Annotated in this window: 20 protein-coding genes; 10 read left to right on the forward strand and 10 right to left on the reverse strand. The window is 29.7% G+C overall.

Going from position 1 to position 19900, the window contains the following annotated elements; genetic code table 11:
- The first annotated feature begins 9 nt into the window (after window positions 1-9).
- From KGF36_RS15325 to KGF36_RS15340, 4 genes are all read left to right on the forward strand, one after another.
- A complete protein-coding gene (locus KGF36_RS15325; protein ID WP_227854831.1) occupies window positions 10-2430 on the forward strand; it encodes an excinuclease ABC subunit UvrA in 2421 nt (806 codons plus the stop codon).
- Window positions 2430-3452 carry a serine hydrolase domain-containing protein gene (locus tag KGF36_RS15330; RefSeq protein ID WP_227828366.1) on the forward strand — a complete coding sequence of 341 codons (1023 nt, stop codon included), beginning with the start codon at window positions 2430-2432 and terminating at the stop codon, window positions 3450-3452. The genes KGF36_RS15325 and KGF36_RS15330 overlap by 1 nt, the downstream gene beginning before the upstream one ends.
- A gap of 100 nt (window positions 3453-3552) precedes the next feature.
- A complete protein-coding gene (locus KGF36_RS15335) occupies window positions 3553-4299 on the forward strand; it encodes a MerR family transcriptional regulator (RefSeq protein WP_227828365.1) in 747 nt (248 codons plus the stop codon).
- A gap of 85 nt (window positions 4300-4384) precedes the next feature.
- Window positions 4385-5635: an MFS transporter gene (locus KGF36_RS15340; RefSeq protein ID WP_227828364.1), complete on the forward strand. Its 1251-nt coding sequence runs from the start codon at window positions 4385-4387 to the stop codon at window positions 5633-5635.
- Window positions 5636-5736: 101 nt separating this feature from the next.
- On the opposite strand, the gene KGF36_RS15345 is transcribed toward KGF36_RS15340, so the two are convergent.
- The 8 genes from KGF36_RS15345 to KGF36_RS15375 form a co-directional block, all read right to left on the reverse strand.
- Window positions 5737-6201, reverse strand: a complete 465-nt coding sequence (locus KGF36_RS15345; protein WP_227854832.1) for a DUF3795 domain-containing protein — start codon at window positions 6199-6201, stop codon at window positions 5737-5739.
- A gap of 202 nt (window positions 6202-6403) precedes the next feature.
- On the reverse strand, window positions 6404-7417 hold the full coding sequence (locus KGF36_RS15350) for an ABC transporter permease (protein WP_227854833.1): 1014 nt from the start codon (window positions 7415-7417) through the stop codon (window positions 6404-6406).
- A 2-nt stretch (window positions 7418-7419) separates the two neighbouring features.
- Complete coding sequence (locus KGF36_RS15355; protein WP_227828361.1) at window positions 7420-8448, reverse strand: ABC transporter permease; 1029 nt, start codon at window positions 8446-8448, stop codon at window positions 7420-7422.
- Entirely contained in the window at window positions 8448-9293 is an 846-nt protein-coding gene (locus tag KGF36_RS15360; protein WP_227828360.1) for an ABC transporter ATP-binding protein, read from the reverse strand. The genes KGF36_RS15355 and KGF36_RS15360 overlap by 1 nt, the downstream gene beginning before the upstream one ends.
- The gene (locus tag KGF36_RS20255; protein WP_304521268.1) at window positions 9290-9418 is read right to left on the reverse strand and encodes a hypothetical protein; all 129 of its coding nucleotides are present in this window, start codon (window positions 9416-9418) and stop codon (window positions 9290-9292) included. Before KGF36_RS20255 ends, KGF36_RS15360 begins: the two co-directional genes overlap by 4 nt.
- Window positions 9419-9668: 250 nt before the next feature.
- On the reverse strand, window positions 9669-10802 hold the full coding sequence (locus KGF36_RS15365) for a sensor histidine kinase (protein ID WP_227828359.1): 1134 nt from the start codon (window positions 10800-10802) through the stop codon (window positions 9669-9671).
- The gene (locus KGF36_RS15370) at window positions 10802-11470 is read right to left on the reverse strand and encodes a response regulator transcription factor (protein WP_227828358.1); all 669 of its coding nucleotides are present in this window, start codon (window positions 11468-11470) and stop codon (window positions 10802-10804) included. The genes KGF36_RS15365 and KGF36_RS15370 overlap by 1 nt, the downstream gene beginning before the upstream one ends.
- 175 nt (window positions 11471-11645) lie before the next feature.
- The gene (locus tag KGF36_RS15375) at window positions 11646-12296 is read right to left on the reverse strand and encodes a membrane protein insertase YidC (RefSeq protein ID WP_227854834.1); all 651 of its coding nucleotides are present in this window, start codon (window positions 12294-12296) and stop codon (window positions 11646-11648) included.
- 660 nt (window positions 12297-12956) lie between these two features.
- Between KGF36_RS15375 and KGF36_RS15380 the strand changes: the two genes are divergently transcribed.
- Window positions 12957-13550, forward strand: coding sequence for a nitroreductase family protein (locus KGF36_RS15380; RefSeq protein WP_227842395.1), 594 nt, complete (start codon window positions 12957-12959; stop codon window positions 13548-13550).
- A 105-nt stretch (window positions 13551-13655) separates the two neighbouring features.
- Here KGF36_RS15380 and KGF36_RS15385 read toward each other — a convergent pair whose 3' ends face one another.
- Window positions 13656-15059, reverse strand: coding sequence for an MATE family efflux transporter (locus tag KGF36_RS15385; protein WP_227839728.1), 1404 nt, complete (start codon window positions 15057-15059; stop codon window positions 13656-13658).
- Window positions 15043-15504 carry a MarR family winged helix-turn-helix transcriptional regulator gene (locus tag KGF36_RS15390; RefSeq protein WP_227828354.1) on the reverse strand — a complete coding sequence of 154 codons (462 nt, stop codon included), beginning with the start codon at window positions 15502-15504 and terminating at the stop codon, window positions 15043-15045. The genes KGF36_RS15385 and KGF36_RS15390 overlap by 17 nt, the downstream gene beginning before the upstream one ends.
- Before the next feature lie 414 nt (window positions 15505-15918).
- Between KGF36_RS15390 and KGF36_RS15395 the strand changes: the two genes are divergently transcribed.
- The 5 genes from KGF36_RS15395 to KGF36_RS15415 all read left to right on the forward strand — a co-directional run bounded on the left by KGF36_RS15395 (window position 15919) and on the right by KGF36_RS15415 (window position 19888).
- Window positions 15919-16887 (forward strand): helix-turn-helix transcriptional regulator, encoded by a 969-nt coding sequence (locus tag KGF36_RS15395; RefSeq protein ID WP_227854835.1) that lies wholly within the window; start codon window positions 15919-15921, stop codon window positions 16885-16887.
- 240 nt (window positions 16888-17127) lie between these two features.
- The gene (locus KGF36_RS15400) at window positions 17128-17676 is read left to right on the forward strand and encodes a DUF1697 domain-containing protein (protein WP_227854836.1); all 549 of its coding nucleotides are present in this window, start codon (window positions 17128-17130) and stop codon (window positions 17674-17676) included.
- 497 nt (window positions 17677-18173) lie between these two features.
- Window positions 18174-18689 carry a PadR family transcriptional regulator gene (locus tag KGF36_RS15405; protein WP_227828350.1) on the forward strand — a complete coding sequence of 172 codons (516 nt, stop codon included), beginning with the start codon at window positions 18174-18176 and terminating at the stop codon, window positions 18687-18689.
- Window positions 18690-18737: 48 nt separating this feature from the next.
- Window positions 18738-19241, forward strand: coding sequence for a flavodoxin family protein (locus tag KGF36_RS15410; protein WP_227828349.1), 504 nt, complete (start codon window positions 18738-18740; stop codon window positions 19239-19241).
- Window positions 19238-19888, forward strand: a complete 651-nt coding sequence (locus KGF36_RS15415; protein ID WP_227828348.1) for a hypothetical protein — start codon at window positions 19238-19240, stop codon at window positions 19886-19888. Before KGF36_RS15410 ends, KGF36_RS15415 begins: the two co-directional genes overlap by 4 nt.
- The last annotated feature ends 12 nt before the right edge of the window (window positions 19889-19900 follow it).

The following is a 19900-nucleotide window of genomic DNA, read 5'->3' on the forward strand; positions in this document are numbered from 1 at the left end:
GGTGAATTAATGAAAGAAATAAAAATTAAAGGAGCAAAAATTCATAACCTAAAAAATATAGATATCTCTATCCCCAAAAATAAGCTTGTAGTTGCAACAGGTGTCAGTGGCTCAGGTAAGTCCAGTCTTATGTTTGATATTGTATTTGAGGAAGGGCGTAAACAGTACTTACAGTCCTTAGGCATACTTTCAGGCATTGATAATGAGAATAAATTCGATAACATTCAAGGATTAGCTCCTACTATAGCTGTTAAACAAAATATCATTCGTCAGAGTAATCCTCGTTCAACAGTAGGTACTAGAACCAATATTATTAGTATGCTTACACTATTATATGCAGGAGAAGGACAAGTACTATGTTCTGCGTGTAACACTCCTGTAGACAACAATCTTGTTTGTAATAATTGTGGTAATAAAGAAGAACGATTAAGACCAAGTTATTTTTCATATACATCTTCAGATGGAATGTGTGTAAAGTGTTCTGGACGTGGAGCATACTTTGAAATTAATATTGAAAAACTTATCTTGGATAAGCACACTACCCTAAAAAAAGTTTTAGATAGAGCTCAAATTACACCAGGATATTTGAGAGTTCTATCTAAAAAGTTCAAAGATTATTTAGAGATACCATTCTTACAATTGCCTGAGGAAGTACAAAACGAGGTACTCTATGGCCATTATGAAAATGGAAAACGAAGTTCTTGTTTAGCAAAAGTACTTCATGGTCGTCACCAAAGAGGTGAAGACTTAAATGGTATTTATAGCATGACTACTTGTTCTGAGTGCAATGGTTTTAAAATTGGTGAAGAAGCACGCCAAGTTTTATTAAATGGAAAGCATATTGGTGAACTTGGAAAAATGAGCATTTTAGAAGTTCATGAATTCCTAAGGTCCCTATTAAATCAAGACAAGCTAACTACTCTAGGTAAAAATTTAATAGATGATATTTTGATTAAGACAAACAATCTAATAAAATCAAGACTAGGTCATCTGTCCTTGTACAGAGAGATGTCAACTTTAAGTGGTGGAGAAATACAAAGGCTATTTTTAAATTCTCACCTTGATTCAGAGATGGATTCATTAATTTACGTACTTGACGAACCAACTGCGGGATTACATGAATCTGAAAAAATCGATATTCTAAAATCCATTAAAGAGTTAAAAGATTTAGGTAACACTGTCATTGTAGTTGAACACGATAAAAATACAATTAATATGGCGGAACATATTATTGATATAGGTCCAAAAGCTGGTGTTGAAGGTGGACAGTTAATATATCAAGGAGATTTAGAAGGTCTGCTTAAGTCAAATGAGTCAATTACTGGACAATATATATCAGGAAAATACTCCATGCCTACTAGAACAGCATCTAAAAATATTACAGATATTGAAAAAATGCCTTGTATAGTTGTTCAAAATGCAAGTACGAATAATCTTAAAAACGTTACTGCATCATTACCTTTAGGTGCTATGATTGGAATAGCTGGAAAATCTGGCAGTGGAAAAAGTTCCCTTATATCAGATACATTGCTACCTCTTCTTAGAAGTTACTTCAATAATCAACCAAATAATAATAAAGCCACTATTAAAGAAAATGAAGTAAGTGATGAGGATGATTATGCAATTGTAGAAACTATTGCAGATAAATTAAGTGGTACACAATATATCTCTGGATATTCAGAAATATCTCAAACTCCTATTGGTAGAAATATGAACTCAACACCTGCATCTTATATTGGTATATGGGATAAGATACGTGTTTTATTTGCAGGTCAACCAGAATCAATAAAACAAAATTTCACTGCTGGACATTTTTCATTCAATTCAAAGGGTGCTTGTTCTAAATGTAGTGGTAGCGGATATGAAAAAATCTGGTTGGGAAATAATTTAAGTATGGACAGTATATGTAATGAGTGTCATGGAAAAAGATTTAATGATGAATCCCTATCCATTAAATATAAGAATAAAAATATCTATGATGTCCTAAATATGAGTGTATCCGAAGCTGTTAGTTTTTTCGAAGATACTCCAAATATTGTTTCACACTTAAAAGTACTAGAACAAATCGGTATGGGTTATATAAAGCTAGGTCAACCTACCCCTACTTTAAGTGGTGGCGAATCTCAAAGAATCAAGCTTGCAAAAGAGATTGGCAAAAAGCGAAAAGGCAATATTCTCTATGTATTGGATGAACCCACTACTGGTCTAAGTTTATATGATACTGCTAAACTAATTCAATTGTTGGATGAACTAGTCGAAAATGGAAATTCTGTAATTGTTGTTGAACATGATATAGAAGTTCTAAATACTTGTGATTGGATTATTGAACTTGGTCCAGAAGGTGGAGACAAAGGCGGATATATCATTGCAGAGGGTTCTCCTCAACAACTAAAAGAAAACTCAAAGTCTATAACAGGGAGGTATTTATAATGGATAAAGACTACTGCTTAGATTTGAAATTTGAAAATATAGACCCTTTAAGTGTTGGAATGGATTCAAAAAAACTTTCACAACTTGAACCTTTAATAATCTCACAATATAGCAATATAAACGCAATAATCATAGCAAGAAGAGGAAATATCGTCTTTGAAAAATATTATAATGGTTATAATGCTGACGATACTTTTCATGTTGCATCTGTCACAAAAAGTATCATATCAGCCTTAATTGGTATCGCAATAGACAAGGGTTATATAAAGGATGTTGAGCAAAAAGTTGTTGATTTTTTCCCTGAATATAATTGTAGCCCTGCTGATATATACAAAAAAGCAGTAACTATACGCCATTTGCTTACAATGACTGCACCATACCCTTTTAAAAATACAACTGAGTCATTGGAGAGGCTTTCTAAGCAACGAGATTGGGTAAAATACACCCTAAATCAACTTGGTCAAAACAAAAATATTGGAACTTTCAAATATTCTTCAGCTGGAGTTCATCTACTTTCAGCTATTATTACAAATACCACAGGAAAGTGTGCTCGTGAATTTGCTAATGAACATCTATTCAAACCTATTGGTATGAGAGAAATACCAGATTATGATATAAAAGATTTTGGCTTTGAAGATTTGTTTGGAAAAAACCTTAAAGGTTGGGCAAAAGATAGACAAGGTAATACTACAGGTGGCTGGGGACTTACATTGAGTGCCAGAGATATGTTACGATTTGGTTCTCTGTATTTAAATGATGGTATTTGGAATAATAAACGTATTATATCTAAATCATGGATTGAAGAATCAACTAAAATGAATTCCAATGAGTATGGTTATCTATGGTGGCTATGTGAAGAAGATGGAGTTCTTTGGTACTCAGCAATGGGAGCTGGAGGAAATGCTATCTGTTGTATACCACATTATGACTTGGTGATAGCAATACCATCTAAGATAGTTTTTAAACCTCGTGATAGATGGCAGTTTATTAAAAAACATATACTTACTTCTATAATAGAATAGTTGTATATAGAATGATTATAACAACCCTCCACTATAACACCAGACTTTAGTTTAGTGATATTATTGTTGATGCTATATATACAAGAGGAGTTGAATATAAATGAATACCTACACGACATCAGAAATAGCAGATTTAATTGGTATACATCCTAATACAGTACGTTTATATGAAGAACTTGAACTAATACCTAAACCTAAACGTAATCCTAATGGCTACCGTATCTTTAACGATTTTCATATAGAGCAGTTTAAATTTGCTCGTACAGCCTTAAAAATTGAAGTTACACAAAGAGGATTGAGAAAAAATGCAGTTGAGATTGTCAGAACATCAGCAAATAAAGATTTTGACAAAGCTATTTGTCTTGTGAGTCATTACTTACAACAATTAGAAATAGAAAAATCAAATGCTGAAGAAGCAATCACTATTGTTACAGAGATTTTAAAAGGAAACACACATGAAACAGACAAGTTATTTTTAACTAGAAAAGAAACCGCAGAACACCTAAATGTCACAATAGACACTTTAAGAAATTGGGAAATGAACGGGTTGTTAAAAGTAAAAAGAAAACAAAATGGTTATCGTGTATATACTGATGAAGATATAAAACGACTTAAAATTATTAATTCATTACGTTGTGCAAGCTATTCTCTTTCAGCTATTTTAAGAATGTTAAATGCTTTGTCTTGTAATCCCAATGCTAATATTAAAACTGTTATTGACACTCCAAAAGATGACGATGAAATCATCTCAGTATGTGACAAATTGATAACCTCATTGAAAGAGGCAGAATATAACGCAAAAGCAATGAAATCTCATCTTCAAAGCATGAAAGAACAATTTTCTTAACCCTCCACTCTAACTCCATACTTTGATTTGTGTGTTATTCTTAAGAGCGAGAAAAATTAAACACACAAATCAAAGGAGGAATAGAATGGAAAACAAAAATACTCATTTTACATGGAAGAAAAAAATCATTACCTTTTTAGTGAGCCAATATATTTCCCTATTTGGTTCATCACTTGTACAGATGGCAATGATATGGTATATCACACTTCAAACATCATCAGGCCTATGGGTAACAATTTTAACCGTATGCTCCTTCATACCACAAATGCTAATATCTTTTTTTGCAGGAGTATGGGCAGATTACTACAATCGAAAAATACTCATCATTATATCTGATGCCATAATCGCTGCTTCTACACTGATACTACTTCTGCTTATGATGTCAGGAATTAAAGGAGAAAATGAATTAATCGCAATTGCAGTCGTATCCATTATTCGTTCTTTAGGAAGTGGTGTACAGACACCTGCTGTAAATGCAATGATTCCTCAACTTGTACCAGAAGAACACTTAATGCGTTTTAATGGTATAAATGGCAGTCTTCAATCTATAGTACAATTTATAGTTCCTGTTGTAGCTGCAGCGATTCTTGGTCTAGGCAATAAAATATCTCAGGTACTTTTAATTGATATCATTACTGCAATTATAGCTATTGTATTACTTTGCTTCATTAAAATCCCTAAACATAATATAGTAAAACAGACTGAAAAAGTATCATTTTTAACAGACATGATATCTGGAATAAAATACTCTTTTTCGGATAAATTTATTAGAAAAGTAGTTTTTACTTATGGAGCTTTCATTTTTCTTTGTGTACCATCAGGCTTTCTTATAGGATTATTGATTGAGCGTACATTTGGTAAAGGCTATGTTTATCTATCTATTATTGAAATGATTGGCTTTGCAGGTATGGTTTTAGGCGGATTAGTTATAGGAATATTTGGTGGCTTTAAAAATCGAAATAAGACATTTTTCTTGTCAATGTTATCTTACGCCATCTTTTCCATTATTTTGGGGTCTGTTACACAAGCTTGGCAATTTTTTATATTTATGTTTTTTACCAGTTTTTCAATTCCAATTATTCAAGCAACAGCTATGACCATGTTGCAAGAACATGTAGTACCAGAAATGCAAGGTCGTGTATTGGGCTTACCTACTATTATATATACTGGTCTTATACCTCTTGGGATGGTACTTTTTGGACCACTCGCTGATATATTATCTATTAACAGTTTGATTATTGTTTCAGGCGTAATAATTGCATTTTTTGCTTTATCTATTCCTTACTCAAGGCAATTTTATGCACAAGGTATCTTTAAATCAAAGGAAACTAAGTAATATACTATAGAAATTAAGTAATGCACTAGGAAAATTAAGTAATACACTAAGATAGTTTTAATTAGCCTAGTTCAAATTTTATAATCTCCGTTTCATTTACATCAAAGATTAAATGAAACGGAGAAAAGTAATATGCCAATAAGTTTATTATTATTTTGATTCCTTTTAGCATGACACTCAGAACATTCAGAGTCATGTAAAGAAATAATTCCACCACAATAAACACAAGTCCATTTTTTTAATTCTTCTTCCATAAAAGTACTTATTCCAGACTCTTTCGCTAAAAGACTATTTTTTATAAGGCTCTCTTCGTATCTTTTATTGTAGCTTTTTTCCAAGTTTTTGACCAATTTGCATGGAAATTTTTCACACTCAAAACAATATGTAATCTTTTCTATCTTTGCACACTCTTTTATCTTACACGTTCTGCAATGTTCTGGTTTCCCTAAATCACTTACATAACATCCCTGACAAGATTTCTTTGAATAACAATGTTTATAACAGACTTTACAATTCATACCACAAGGGGCAAGCATAATATTTTCAATCTTATTGGGCATTTTCATAATATATTATACCTTTCTATAGTATTCTTAATTCTTGAACAACTCTAATTATTGGAATCATGAAGTTTTTGAACAGTATCATTATAAAAAATCATTTTAATAAGATATTTTCACTTATCATAAGTCTTTATAATCAAATTATCTATCCATCTTAATCATATAATAAACATATAATATAAGTATATCAAGCAATTAGATTTAATTATCTACTAAAAAATAGATTTCTTTTCTTATCTAAAGTCATATACAGCAAAAACCATACAATACAATGTCCCACTAAAACTACAACTTCTTTTATAACAGTAATATTTCCATCAATAATTTCCATAATTCCTTTAAATGTTGCTATTGATGGCATTATATAACATAAATTGCCTATTCCTCTAATATCAACGCCTAAAATGTATACCAATAATGGAGTCCCTATAAATAAAATCATTATTAGCTTAATATAAATAATCCCTACCATAAGACCTTCTGATAGTTTACCAATAAATAAACCTATTAGTGATGATATAAATGTCGAAAATATGATAAGTAACAACATCATTACCATATCTAATATTGAAATCCTTAGACATATAAATACAGTTACAATTGAAGATAGACACCCACATAGAAAACCTATAAATATTTTCTGAATAATATATTGACTCCTAGTTTGTGGTAAGATTTCATTGATAAATGAAATTCCATCTTCTTTTTCAGATATGATATTCATTGCATTAAAAGTACATCCCATAAACATAGCTGTAATTAGAATCATAGCAATAAAAATATTTTGAAATTCTTTTAACACATTATCTTTAGGTAGTATTGTAACCTCAATATTTTCTAAATTTCCCTTTAGTATAAAAATTTTAGGTAACATCTTTGCTACATTTTTTATAGCATTAATCTCATTTCCATAAAGTATAGTTTGAATCCCCTCACCATTACTAATAACCCCAATTGTATTTGTTTTAATGTTTTTAACTTCACTTATTAAATGATTCTTAGTTTTATATTGTTTCACTGACCCATATCTACTTAGCCATTGCTCTGTTTGTGTAGAAAGGTTGTTTTTTATTGTACCAAATTGCAACTCTCCTATTGAGGATATATCAATAGTTCCAACAAGATTTATTAAAACAGCCATAACAATTGGTAAAAAGAAGGAAATTATGCACATTTTATCTTTTCTTATACTCTTCAACTGATATCGTAATCCAATCAACACTATCCCTCCCTAATCAATTCTTTATCAAAAACATATTTAACAAGTAAAAAAAGAACTATTATTGTCAGAAAGCATGCAATAAAATAACTAATTTCACTTGAGAAACTTATAAAAAAAGCATTTTTTAACTCATTATAAACATGATAAAAAGGGTGATATTTAATCCAACTTATTTCAAAAGATGTATTTGCAGATAAAAACACAGGTGTAGTTATAAACACTGCAACTAAAAGATATGCAAGAGAGAATTGTTTGAAATCCTTTAATAACATTGAACATCCAAATCCAACTAAAGACATAATTATGGATAAAATTCCAGTTTGAACTAGTACCTGAGGTAGTATTTTTATTCCTTCAAACAATCCAACATTAATTATTAACAAAAGCACTGTAAAACATAGGTCACATATCAGAAATATAGATACTTTTGATAATATAAAAAGACTTCTTTTTACAGGCAAAATACCTGTTATGCGCATTACACCCATTTGCTTTTCTTTAAATAGTAAAGAAGCAATACCTAAAAATCCAATTGCTACAATTTCAAAAAACAAAATCTCACAAGTCATTTCTTTTCTAAGTTTCATCTCAGATGTCTCTTTATCATCGATTTGAATTACTTCATCTTTTCCTGATGTTTTTACATCATTATCTTTTTCTGATAGTAACAAGGACAATGCATAATCAGCTCTATAATTATCAACTCTTTCAAGACTTTCATGCAAAATTACTTTTGCTCTATTCCCACTAGCATCAATCCCAACTGCATTTGTATCTTCAGATAGTTTTGATTTTAATTCATCAATAGAAGAAACAGGATGAATTAATGGAGATTCATACACACTTGTATTCTCTGGTTCGTACATATAAACACTATTGTGATAGGAATCTTCATCCATAAATTTTATATAGCCAAAATTAATATAGCATGAATAAAGTATAAGAGATGAAAATGCTAATATAAAGAATTTGCCATAAATAATCATCCGTAAATCTTTTTTCATTAAAGTAAAAAATTTAGAATACATCAATATAACATCCTTCCTGTATATTTAATAAAAATTTCTTCTAAGGTCGGTTCTTTTGAATGCACACTCACTATTTCATCATACTCAAAAGTCATACCAGATTCCAATTCCTCTATATCTAAACTCTTAACATCTCGTTTACCATGATGTATAAACTCAACTTCAACCTTATTATTACTGTTTTTCACCTTTAGATTTTTAGGGCTATCTATTGCTATGATTTTGCCATCTGCAATGAAAGCTACTCTATTACACATTAAATCAGCATCCAACATATTATGAGTAGTTAAAAATATAGTTGTTCCTTTTTTTCGTTCCTCTTCAATAATTTTACGGAACAATACAGCTCCAGATGGGTCAAGCCCACTAGTAGGCTCATCTAAAAACAACAGTTTTGGATTACTTATCAATGCCCTTGCCATGCTGATACGTTGTTTCATTCCTTTTGAATAAGATGATACAGGCTTGTTTATGAACTCTTTCTTAAACTCTAACAAATCTAAAATCTCACCTATATCTCTTCTCTGTCTCTTAGGATAAAAAGATGAAAAATATTCAAGGTTGTCAATTGCACTTAAATTTGTATATAAATAAGGAAACTCAAATAGGACACCAATCTTTTGATATAAAGAGTCTGTATATTCTTCAACTTCTTTGCCAAAAAGAGACACTTGACCACCATACCCTTTTAAAACTCCATTTAAAATTTTTTGTGTTGTGGATTTTCCTGAACCATTAGGTCCAAGAAATCCAAATATCTCACCTTCTTTTACATCAAAATAAAGCCCATGTAATATCTGTTTATCTTTTCCATAAGAGAATGTCAGTTCTTTGACTTTTATCATATATCATAATCCTCCTTGTCCTTTTTTTCTTTTTGTCGCCTATCCCACCATTTTATAAATTTAACTTTAAATGGAATAGAAATTAAAACTATTAATACAATAATTAACCATGTATACCATTTCACAAATACCCCACCCTCCTGTTTTACTTAACCATTATCTTATTTATTTCTTTAGCTTATTTTATTGCCATCAAGTGAAATCAAAGTGTCTCTCTTGTGAAATTGAAGTGAAATAATAAAAAGTCCTGTTTTCACCAAGAAAACAGGACTTTTTATTAAATACTTTTTATTAAATACTTTACATCAAAACTTTTTATTAATTTTTTTATTAGGTATTTTTATTTTTTATCTTTTATGATTTATAAGCTATTCTTCACTCATCATCAACTGGAATCATAAAATAAAACTCTACTCCTTTATCACGATTTTTAACTCCATATTTTAAACCCTGCATTGTAAGTATTTGTGAAACAATAGCAAGCCCTAGACCAGAACCACCTTTTCTTTGAGATTCAGTACTACGATAAAATTTAGACCAAATCTTTGGAATCTCATCTAAATCTATAGTCTTACCATCATTATAAATCTTAAAAACAAGTAAATCATTACAGCATATAACAGATAAGTCTAAATTGCCATTATATTTAACATGCTTTTTTGCATTGATAATTAAATTTTCTACTACTTGCTCCATTCTCATTTTATCTACAACAACAAAAACTTTATTTTCTGGCAAATCATAAGTAAAATAAAAATCAATATCTGGAACATCAATTAATAGACGCCCTGCTACAGTTTCAACAAATTCTATAAAATCAAAACGCTCTGGATTGAGTTTAGAGACTCCTGCTTCTAAAGCAGATAAATCCAATAAAGATACAATCATATTGTTCATTCTATCAGTTTCTTCTATAATGATGTTCATATAAAGCTTCTTCTTCTCTTCATCAACTTCATCCATAAGACCCTCTGTATAGGCACGAATAATACCAAGTGGTGTTTTCATTTCATGTGAAATTGTGTCCACTAATTCCTTTCTTTGCTCTAATAACATTCTTTCCTTATTTACATCTTTTTCAAGTTGGATATTTGCATCTTCCAGTTCTAACAAAGCCTGTTGTAAATTTGTAGACATTGTATTTAGACTCCTAGAAAGCTCTCCAAATTCATCATTCGTATTAACAGTACACGGATTAGAAAAATCTAGTTGTGACATACTCTTTGCAGATTTATTTATAGAAGTAATTGGCTCTGAAATAAACCTTCCCAATAAAAAATCAATACCTAAAATAAATATAATCATTACTATAAACCAAATCCAAAATCCAAACTTACTATTTATTGGAAATTCCTCAACAATAAGATAAAACAATATAATAGTTGCTCCTGCTAATTTAGAAAGAAAAAATACTTTCTTTCTCACTGAGTATAATCCAAAATTTGTCTTAAGCCAATTTGACATATTTACATTCTTTAATTTATTTATAAACTTTCTTAAATTATCCATTATTTAACCTCAAACTTATATCCTGAACGAATTAATGTAACTATATGATGACCTTCATTACCAAGTTTTTTACGCAGAGTTTTTATGTGTGTATCTACAGTTCGCGTATTTCCTTCAAAATCATATCCCCATATACAATTCAATAGTTTATCTCTAGAAAAAACTTGATTAGGATTTTCCACAAATAAACGTAATAATTCAAATTCCTTATATGTTAAATCAATAAGTTTATCTTCTACATATACTTGCCTTGACTTCAGTATAATAAATATCTTCCCTACACTTAATGAACTTTTTGGAATATCGACAGTATACCTACGAAGTAAGGCTGTCACCTTTGCTAATAGTACCTTTGGACTAAATGGCTTTGTTATATAATCATCAGCTCCATACTCATAGCCTTTTAATTTATCTTCTTCTTCACCTTTAGCTGTCAACATAATAATAGGTATATTAGTAATTTCACGTGAAACTCTACATACTGAGAATCCATCTAAATACGGCATCATAATATCTAATATCATTAAATCTATATCAGTATTCTTTAGTATTGTAAGTGCTTCTACTCCATCATCAGCAGTTATGCAAGTATACCCTCCTTTTTGCATATATTCTACAATAATATCTTGCATTCTTTTTTCATCTTCTACAACTAGTATTTTAGCCATTATTATTTTATCACCTCAGCTTTTTAACTTTATTTTAGTTTATATTAATTTATTTATTTTGTAACTGTTTTTTAGAAAATAACATGTTTATAAAAATAATCTACCAATTTATAAAAATAGCCTGCCAACTTTGCTTCATGTTGGCAGGCTAAAAATTTTAAAAATACTTATTATATTATTTTAATGCTAGTTTATTTTTTTGATTAAAATATATTCTAAAACAAATTTCTTCAATTAATGTATAAATTGCACTTGTTATAAAATATAGACCTAAGGCTACTGGAGTTCTAACAGTTAATATAAGACTCATTATAGTAGTCATTATAACCGTTTGTTTATTAAATGTTCTTTGAGAATTCACCTTAAAATATGGTATATAATTTATCAAATTTGGAGCTAGCATAGTTAATGTGTATATACAAGGTAGTATAAATAAATTATCAGCTGTATTTAAATTAGCAATCCAAGGAATTATAACTGTTGTAAATCCCTTTGGCATGTTTAAACATACATGATACAGTGCATATATTACTGGCATTTGTAGTAAAATCGTGGAACACCCAATCATACTCTTCATACTTTCTACAGAGTGTATCTGTAGTTGCTTTTCAAGTTCTTTAGCATTATCCTTATATTTTTCTTTTATATGTTCCATTTTTTCTGCCAATTCTTGTTGTTTTTTCATAGAAAATCTTTGTTTTAATGACAATGGCATTAGTACCAACTTTACTATTAAAGTTATAAGTACTATTGCAATCCCAAAATCTCCTGTAAAACTAAATAATATATTTAATACCTCTTGTAGTATATTTGAAATGAAATCCATTCTATTCTCTCCTTTTATTTTAAATTCTTGAACTGTAATAGAATCATTTCAAATTAAAATATACTATAATACCTCCAAATATCATATTTTTGAAAAACAATATAATGCTTAGGCAATCTTTTTTCAGAATATGTAAATCTATTTATAAATATATTTCTTATCAAAACATATTTAACTCTATGATATAAGAGGTCTTTACAAAAGTAAATTATGCATCCAAGGATAGATACTAATAATGTCATATAAATTAGTATATACAACAGATTATCCATATCCAATCTCATTACATCACCTCATCAGTATTTATATTTGTTTTTATGTCTATGTTTATGTTTATGTTTATGTTTAGATAATTATAGTATATTAATCACTTAATGTAAATATACAAGTACTAATACCTTGATAAAACTATATTAAATTTTTAGTGTTATTTTTACCAGAATTCTTATGCTCTACTTCTAAAGACAATGACTTTTTTCTAAATTAATGATAAAATAATTAAAACAATTTTTCTATATGCAAATATGTTTTATGTAAACATAACGTAAATATATTTTATATAAACATATTTTATGTAAATATATGTTTAAAACTAATATAATCTTTAAAATAAAAAACCATACTTGAAAAAATTAACAAAACTAAATGGAGGTTACTACAATGATAAGCGATTCTATATCGAAAAGACGTAGCATTAGAAAATATAAAAATCAAAGTATTTCACATGAAACTATAGAGAAAATAATTGAAGCTGGAATAAATGCACCTTCATCTAAAAATAGACAACCATGGAAATTTATTGTTGTCACTGAAAAAGAAAAAGAATCTATGCTTAGAGCTATGAGCAAAGGTATTCAAAATGAAATTGATAACAATGGACTTCTTCCAGAAAGTCGCCAACATATTGCAGGAGCAAATTATACTGTTGAAATTATGAAACAAGCCCCCATAACAATTTTTATTTTAAACAAGTTAGGAAAGTCACCTTTAGAAAACTTATCTGCTGAAGAACGTTTTTATGAAATGGCAAATATACAATCAATTGGAGCTGCAATTCAAAATATGTCTCTTACAGCTGTAGAGTTAGGCCTAGGTAGTCTTTGGATTTGTGATGTGTACTTTGCATATCATGAATTATGTGAGTGGTTAGATACAAATAGTCAATTGGTTGCAGCAATATCCTTAGGTTATCCTGATGAACAACCATCAAAAAGACCTAGATTAAAATTAAATGATGTAACTGAATGGAGATAAATAACTATTTATAACCAAAATATGGTAAGTAAATTCAATAAAAACAATTTACTTACCATAAAAAATAATTTGCTTACTATACTACTAGAACTATTGAAGATTATCTTATACCTCTACAATCTCCTTATGATTACTCACCACTTTATTTTGCTTTATAGTCAATGCTTTCATTTCATGAACTGCAAAATATATACATACCATTGCAGCAGCGGCGTCAGCTATTGGCCCTGCATACATTACTCCATCAATACCCATAAACATCGGTAAAATCACTATTAATGGAATTAAAAACAGAATCTGACGAGTCAAAGAAGTAAAAAGTCCCAGTACTGATTTCCCAATTGATGTAAAGAAAGTTGATGATACTATTTGAACACCATTTATAAATGTTAATAACAAGAAAGTTCTAAAGTAATGTTCTGCAAATATAAAGTAAGTTTCGTTCCCATTACCAAATATAGATGTAATTTGTCGTGGAAATAATTGGAAACATAAGAATGCAATAACAGATATAACAGTTGCACTTCCTACTGCCATCTTATAAGCTTCTTTTACACGATTATATTTTTCAGCCCCATAATTGTATCCTATGATTGGTTGCATTCCTTGTGATATACCAATAATTATAGATATAAAAATCATATTTACTTTAATAATGATACCAACACAAGCAAGTGGAATCTCACTTCCATAAACTGACATTGCTCCATAATATGCTAGTGTATTATTCATAACTATTTGTGTTACAGTCATTGCTAATTGGTTAAAACATGAACTTGAACCTAGTGCAAATATATGTTTATAAATCATACTCTCTAATTTAAAACTCTTCTTATGTAATTTAATATGTTGAAAATTCATTACATAATAAACACTAATTCCAAAAGATATAAGTTGCCCAATAACAGTAGCTAAAGCAGACCCAGCAATTCCCATATCAAGCACAAATATGAATAGTGGATTTAAAATGGTGTTGATAACTGCTCCTACCAACATACAAAACATAGAAGCTTTTGGTTTTCCATCAGCAAGTATCAACTTACTCATTCCAGTAGACATTATAAGAAATGGCAATCCAATTGATGTAATCTTTGTATATGTGTGTGCATAAGGTAATATTTCTGATGTGGAACCAAAGAATTTTAACAGTGGTGTTAAAAATATTGATACTATTATAAATAAACTTATTCCAAATATAGCCATCAAGCAAATAGAATTTCCTGCTGCTTTTGTAGCTTTTTCTGAATTTTTAGCTCCTAATTCTAATGAACACTTAGATGCTCCTCCAATACCTAACAATAAAGCAATTGCAGTACATATTGTTGTTAGTGGAAAGGTAACATTTGTAGCAGCATTACCTAATACCCCAACACCTTGCCCGATAAAGATTTGGTCAACAATGTTATATAAGGCACTTACTAACATCGCTATAATACTGGGTATTGCATACTTAGTCAATAATTTTGAAACTTTCTCATACTCCAATGGTTCTTTATATTTTTCTTCCATCTTCCTTCGCCTCCAATTTTGCTTCTTCATTCATATCAATGGCTATAAAAGCAGTCTTTTTTAACATTGACATGAACAACTCTTGCTCTTCTTTTTCAAATGAACTTAACAATTCTTCTACATACCCATTCGTTATTTTTATTATTTCATCGTAACATGCCAAAGATTTTTCTGTAGGATACAAATGCCACGTTCTTTTATCTTTAACACTTGGCTCTCTAGTGATAAATCCTTCTTTTTCTAGGTTTGCCAAAGCTCTTGTTATGTTACTAGGATTTACAAGAATTCTTTTAAATATAGTATCCTGTGTAATACCTGGATTACTACATATGTGTAATACATAAAAATATTGGCTATTGTTAATTCCAATATCAGCCAATTTTCTGTCAATATAGTTTGTGTTATATCTATTTATAATGGAAACCCATTTTAATAGCTCTCTCATCTTTTCTCCTTATATTGTTATTTATATTTTAATTGCGAGCGCAATAATCTATTTGCTCATGCAATTATTTTACTGCTAAATTTATACTTTGTCAATAGTCCATAATTCCTAATTCCTGTTGAGTTTTTGTAAACTTTCTCTAAATTTTTGATTATTTCTTTAAATCTTCTTATATATCTAAATAGCTTCATTTTATCAGCTATTCGGTCATTTTCACTATTAAAAGTTGAAATTAACACCAAGGCAAATTAAAGCCTGCTTTTAAGCTGTCATATCGATGTAACATAATATCGTAAATTAGACAATACATAAATGAATAGAATTAAAATCAAGTGACAGCAAGTAAAATCAAGCTATAACTTCTTTATTTCGTTATAATGAATATAGAGTGATTGAAACGAGGTGAATAGTTAAATGTATGAGTGGCAACAACAAATTCAGATAATCATTGACGAGATTGACAAATGTATTAAAAATTACAATGGCGAAGTCTTAACGCTACGCTTTCTTTCTCGCAAATTGGGATATTCTGAGTTTTATACAACGAAAAAATTCAAAGAAATATCGGGTATACAGTTTAGAGATTACTTGCGGAATAGAAAATTAGCCTTTGCATTAAAAGAGGTTCGGGACAGTGATAAAAGTCTATTGGATATTGCTTTTGATTATGGGTTTTCATCGCATGAAGCTTTTACCAGAGCTTTCAAAGGAACTTATGGTGTAACTCCGAGTGAATATCGAAAAAATCCTAAGCCAGTCGTTCTTCGTACAAAAATAACCCCTTTTGACCGCTACTTTTTAGGATTGGGAGAAATAGGTATGATTAAATCAACAGATGGTGTCAAGATTTATTTCGCAACCATACCTGCTCACAAATTTTTGTACATTAAAAACAATGAGAGTAACGGGTATTGGGATTTTTGGCGAAAGCAAAGCCTTATTCCAGAACAGGACCACGAAACAATTTGTGGTTTGCTCGACAGTATCAAGGGTAAATTGGACGATGATGGTGGAAGTGAAGTTAACTGCGGAAGCGGTCAGATTATGGCTTACATGAACGATTCGGACGGCAGGCTCTGCGATTGGGGTATTCTTCGTACAGAGTGTTGGGGCGTACGACTTCCTTTTGATTATAAAGGGGAACTGCCACCACAAATGCTTATGGTTGATATTCCCGAAGCTGAGTATATTATCTTTGAACATGGTCCGTTTAATTATGAACAGGAAAATTGCAGTGTGGAAGAAAAGATTGAAACGGCTATGGCAACTTTTGATTACACTGGTAAGGGTTACTGTCCTGATATTACCCCTGGAAGAATCATGTACTTTTATTATGACCCAGAACAGTATTTTAAGTACATTAGACCTGTGAAAAAGATGTAAGCCTATCCACTGTAAAATACTCACTAAGTGGATAAGGCGTACTCGATAAAATAAAATTTACAAATTTATTTTGGAAATCAGCTTTGCAAAAAAGACAGTGACAGATATTATGGAATTATTGCTGACGAAAAATATCTCATGGTATCTGAGTATAGCGGTTATGGTTCTGATGCTGAGATTGTAGTATTTAAGCATTGGAGGTAAGCGAAGATTATTTATAATAGATGGAGGTTCTTTAGGTTGGAAAAATATATTGCTCTTTTACGTGGTATAAACATTAGCGGTAAAAACAAAGTGTCAATGCCATTATTAAAGGAGGCATTTGAAGATATGGGATTTTTGAATGTTAGCACCTATATCAATAGTGGAAATGTTCTTTTTTCCAGTGAAAACAACGATAAAAGTGAAATAAGTAGCCAATGTAAAGCCATGATAGAAGAAAGATTTATGTTAGATGTCCCTATAGTAATCATTTCACTAAAAGAATTATCGGAAGCTTTGGATAACACTCCCAAATGGTGGGATATAAATTCTGATGAAGAAGTGATACATCAAGCTATCTTCCCTATTCCACCTATCACTATTGAAGAAGTATATAAGGCTGTTGGAGAAGCCAAACCAGAATATGAACAGGTTGATTATTATAAGAATGTGATTTTTTGGTCTGCACCAAGAGCTACATTATCAAAAACAAGGTGGTATAAAATTGCAAGTTCTTCAGTTAATAACAAAGTAACAATTAGAAATGCCAGCACTACAAAAAAATTATTTTTGCTATCAAATGAGTAAATTTATTATTGGCATAACATGGAGTTCACAAATTTCAGTTTATCTTTATGATTAACTGACTAGAAAATTTGAAAGCAATCTAACATCGTCATTCGTACGAATCTAAGAAAAAAATAGAGCTGGACCCAGATAATTCGCAATATATATTGACTGTCTGGGGTGTTAGCTATAAATTCAACGAAGAAAAACCGCAGGTTATATATCACTAATTAGTGAATTATATATAATCTGCGGTTTTGTGCATTACTCAAATAATTTATATGCTTTTAATCATATTGTCATATCAAAGCTCTTACGTAAGCTGTAGATTAATAGTAAATTCAACTCTTAAAACTTAAGATATTGATAATAAACCTAGTGTTTAAGAGATAATCTGTATTTCTGTTTAAAATTTAATTTAAAAACATATTGACAGTCTACCTATTATTTGTAATAATTAATATATCAATCCGATATATAACTAAACAATATATACACAAACGATACTAGGAGGCACTATGTTAGAATACATTATTTTAGGATTCCTGATGGAAAAAGAATTAAGTGGATACGATTTAAAACAAAGAATGTCAACGAGTACTTCATACTTTTTTGATGCTAGTTTTGGTAGTATTTATCCTGCACTTAAAAGATTAGAGGAAAAAGGTTATATCTACTATCGTGAAGTTATAGATGGTGGTAAATTAAAAAAACTATACTCTATAACTAATATAGGAAAATCATACTTTCTCGAATGGTTAGAAAAACCAATTAAATTTTCTAAGACAAAGCATGACCACCTTGTTAACATATTTTTTTATGAGTACTTACCTAAAGAAATAATTGAAACAAACTTAAAAATGTTAATAGCTGAAGTTGAATTACTTTTAAATAAATTAGATACACAGAAAACTGAGGTGGAACAAAATTGTTGTATTGACCAATATACATATATGTATTTCACAATGATTTATGGAGTTGACTATTATAGTTTTGTAATTAATTGGTGTAATGATTTATTAAAAAAATTGTAGGATAGAATTACAAAAGTCAACCTACATAATATAAAGGGGGTAAAACTTATGAGACTTTTAATACATGATTTAACTGAAAAAGATTTAGATAATTTATTACCTAAACTTGATAACAATATAAAAATACTTTCAAACAATGAAGAAATCCATAAGTGTATTGGTTGCTTTGGTTGTTGGATTAAAACACCTACTACATGCGTCATAAAAGACTATTACAGGAACATGAGTAAATTGATAGCTGATTCTGATGAACTTATTATACTAAGTAGATGTTGTTATGGTGGCTTTAGCCCATTTATTAAAAATATACTTGATAGAAGTATAAGCTATGTACTTCCATACTTTGTAATGAAGAATAATGAAATGCATCATAAGAATAGATATGAAAAACAGATAAATTTAAAGGTTCTATTCTATGGAGATTATATTACAGATGCTGAAAAAGATACTGCTACTAATCTAATACGTGCAAATGCTGTAAATCTTAATATGAAGGAACATTCTGTTTCATTTTTTAAAAATCCACAAGATGTAAGAGGTGAATCTTTATGAATATAGTAATGATAAATGGAAGCCCAAAAGTAAAAGAAAATAATTCACAATACTTTTTATCTGAGGTAGAAAAACTTATACAAAAAGATAATGAGATTTTCACATTTAAAATAGACAATGTATCTAAGTATCCTAAAGCTATTGATTCCATACTTAATTGTGATAGGTTAATAATTGCATTTCCTCTTTATGTAGATGGTATTCCTTCTCATTTAATTAGTTTTTTAGAGGAATGTGAAGAACTTGCAAAGAAACAAAATAAAAAATCTATTCCAGTATATGCAATAGTTAACTGTGGATTCTATGAGGGACAACAAACTCACTTAGCAATTCAAATGATAGAAAATTGGTGTAAAAAGGCTAACTTTACATGGGTTCAAGGAATCGGAATTGGTGCTGGAGAAATGATAGGTTCATTAAAATCTGTTCCTTTAGGTAAAGGTCCAAAAAAAAGCTTAGAAACTTTATTAGGAGAACTATCAAAGAATATACTTAGTAACAACATAGATAGTAACACTTCTAGTAAAGATACTATTTTTATCTCACCTAACTTTCCTAGATTTGCATATAAATTTATGGCTAACCACCAATGGACTCCTCTAGGTAAATCAAATGGATTAAGCAAAAGTGATATACTAAAAAAATAAAACATTATAACA

This window comes from Clostridioides sp. ZZV14-6009 (genome assembly GCF_020658095.1).
GTDB lineage: Bacteria > Bacillota > Clostridia > Peptostreptococcales > Peptostreptococcaceae > Clostridioides.

What these genes read in the sequence shown, in the direction of transcription:
- KGF36_RS15325 (WP_227854831.1), top strand. Translation starts at nt 10, where the DNA reads ATGAAAGAAATAAAAATTAAAGGAGCAAAAATTCATAACCTAAAAAAT.
- KGF36_RS15330 (WP_227828366.1), top strand. Translation starts at nt 2,430, where the DNA reads ATGGATAAAGACTACTGCTTAGATTTGAAATTTGAAAATATAGACCCT.
- KGF36_RS15335 (WP_227828365.1), top strand. Translation starts at nt 3,553, where the DNA reads ATGAATACCTACACGACATCAGAAATAGCAGATTTAATTGGTATACAT.
- KGF36_RS15340 (WP_227828364.1), top strand. Translation starts at nt 4,385, where the DNA reads ATGGAAAACAAAAATACTCATTTTACATGGAAGAAAAAAATCATTACC.
- KGF36_RS15345 (WP_227854832.1), bottom strand. Translation starts at nt 6,201, where the DNA reads ATGAAAATGCCCAATAAGATTGAAAATATTATGCTTGCCCCTTGTGGT.
- KGF36_RS15355 (WP_227828361.1), bottom strand. Translation starts at nt 8,448, where the DNA reads ATGTATTCTAAATTTTTTACTTTAATGAAAAAAGATTTACGGATGATT.
- KGF36_RS15360 (WP_227828360.1), bottom strand. Translation starts at nt 9,293, where the DNA reads ATGATAAAAGTCAAAGAACTGACATTCTCTTATGGAAAAGATAAACAG.
- KGF36_RS15365 (WP_227828359.1), bottom strand. Translation starts at nt 10,802, where the DNA reads ATGGATAATTTAAGAAAGTTTATAAATAAATTAAAGAATGTAAATATG.
- KGF36_RS15370 (WP_227828358.1), bottom strand. Translation starts at nt 11,470, where the DNA reads ATGGCTAAAATACTAGTTGTAGAAGATGAAAAAAGAATGCAAGATATT.
- KGF36_RS15375 (WP_227854834.1), bottom strand. Translation starts at nt 12,296, where the DNA reads ATGGATTTCATTTCAAATATACTACAAGAGGTATTAAATATATTATTT.
- KGF36_RS15380 (WP_227842395.1), top strand. Translation starts at nt 12,957, where the DNA reads ATGATAAGCGATTCTATATCGAAAAGACGTAGCATTAGAAAATATAAA.
- KGF36_RS15385 (WP_227839728.1), bottom strand. Translation starts at nt 15,059, where the DNA reads ATGGAAGAAAAATATAAAGAACCATTGGAGTATGAGAAAGTTTCAAAA.
- KGF36_RS15390 (WP_227828354.1), bottom strand. Translation starts at nt 15,504, where the DNA reads ATGAGAGAGCTATTAAAATGGGTTTCCATTATAAATAGATATAACACA.
- KGF36_RS15395 (WP_227854835.1), top strand. Translation starts at nt 15,919, where the DNA reads ATGTATGAGTGGCAACAACAAATTCAGATAATCATTGACGAGATTGAC.
- KGF36_RS15405 (WP_227828350.1), top strand. Translation starts at nt 18,174, where the DNA reads ATGTTAGAATACATTATTTTAGGATTCCTGATGGAAAAAGAATTAAGT.
- KGF36_RS15410 (WP_227828349.1), top strand. Translation starts at nt 18,738, where the DNA reads ATGAGACTTTTAATACATGATTTAACTGAAAAAGATTTAGATAATTTA.
- KGF36_RS15415 (WP_227828348.1), top strand. Translation starts at nt 19,238, where the DNA reads ATGAATATAGTAATGATAAATGGAAGCCCAAAAGTAAAAGAAAATAAT.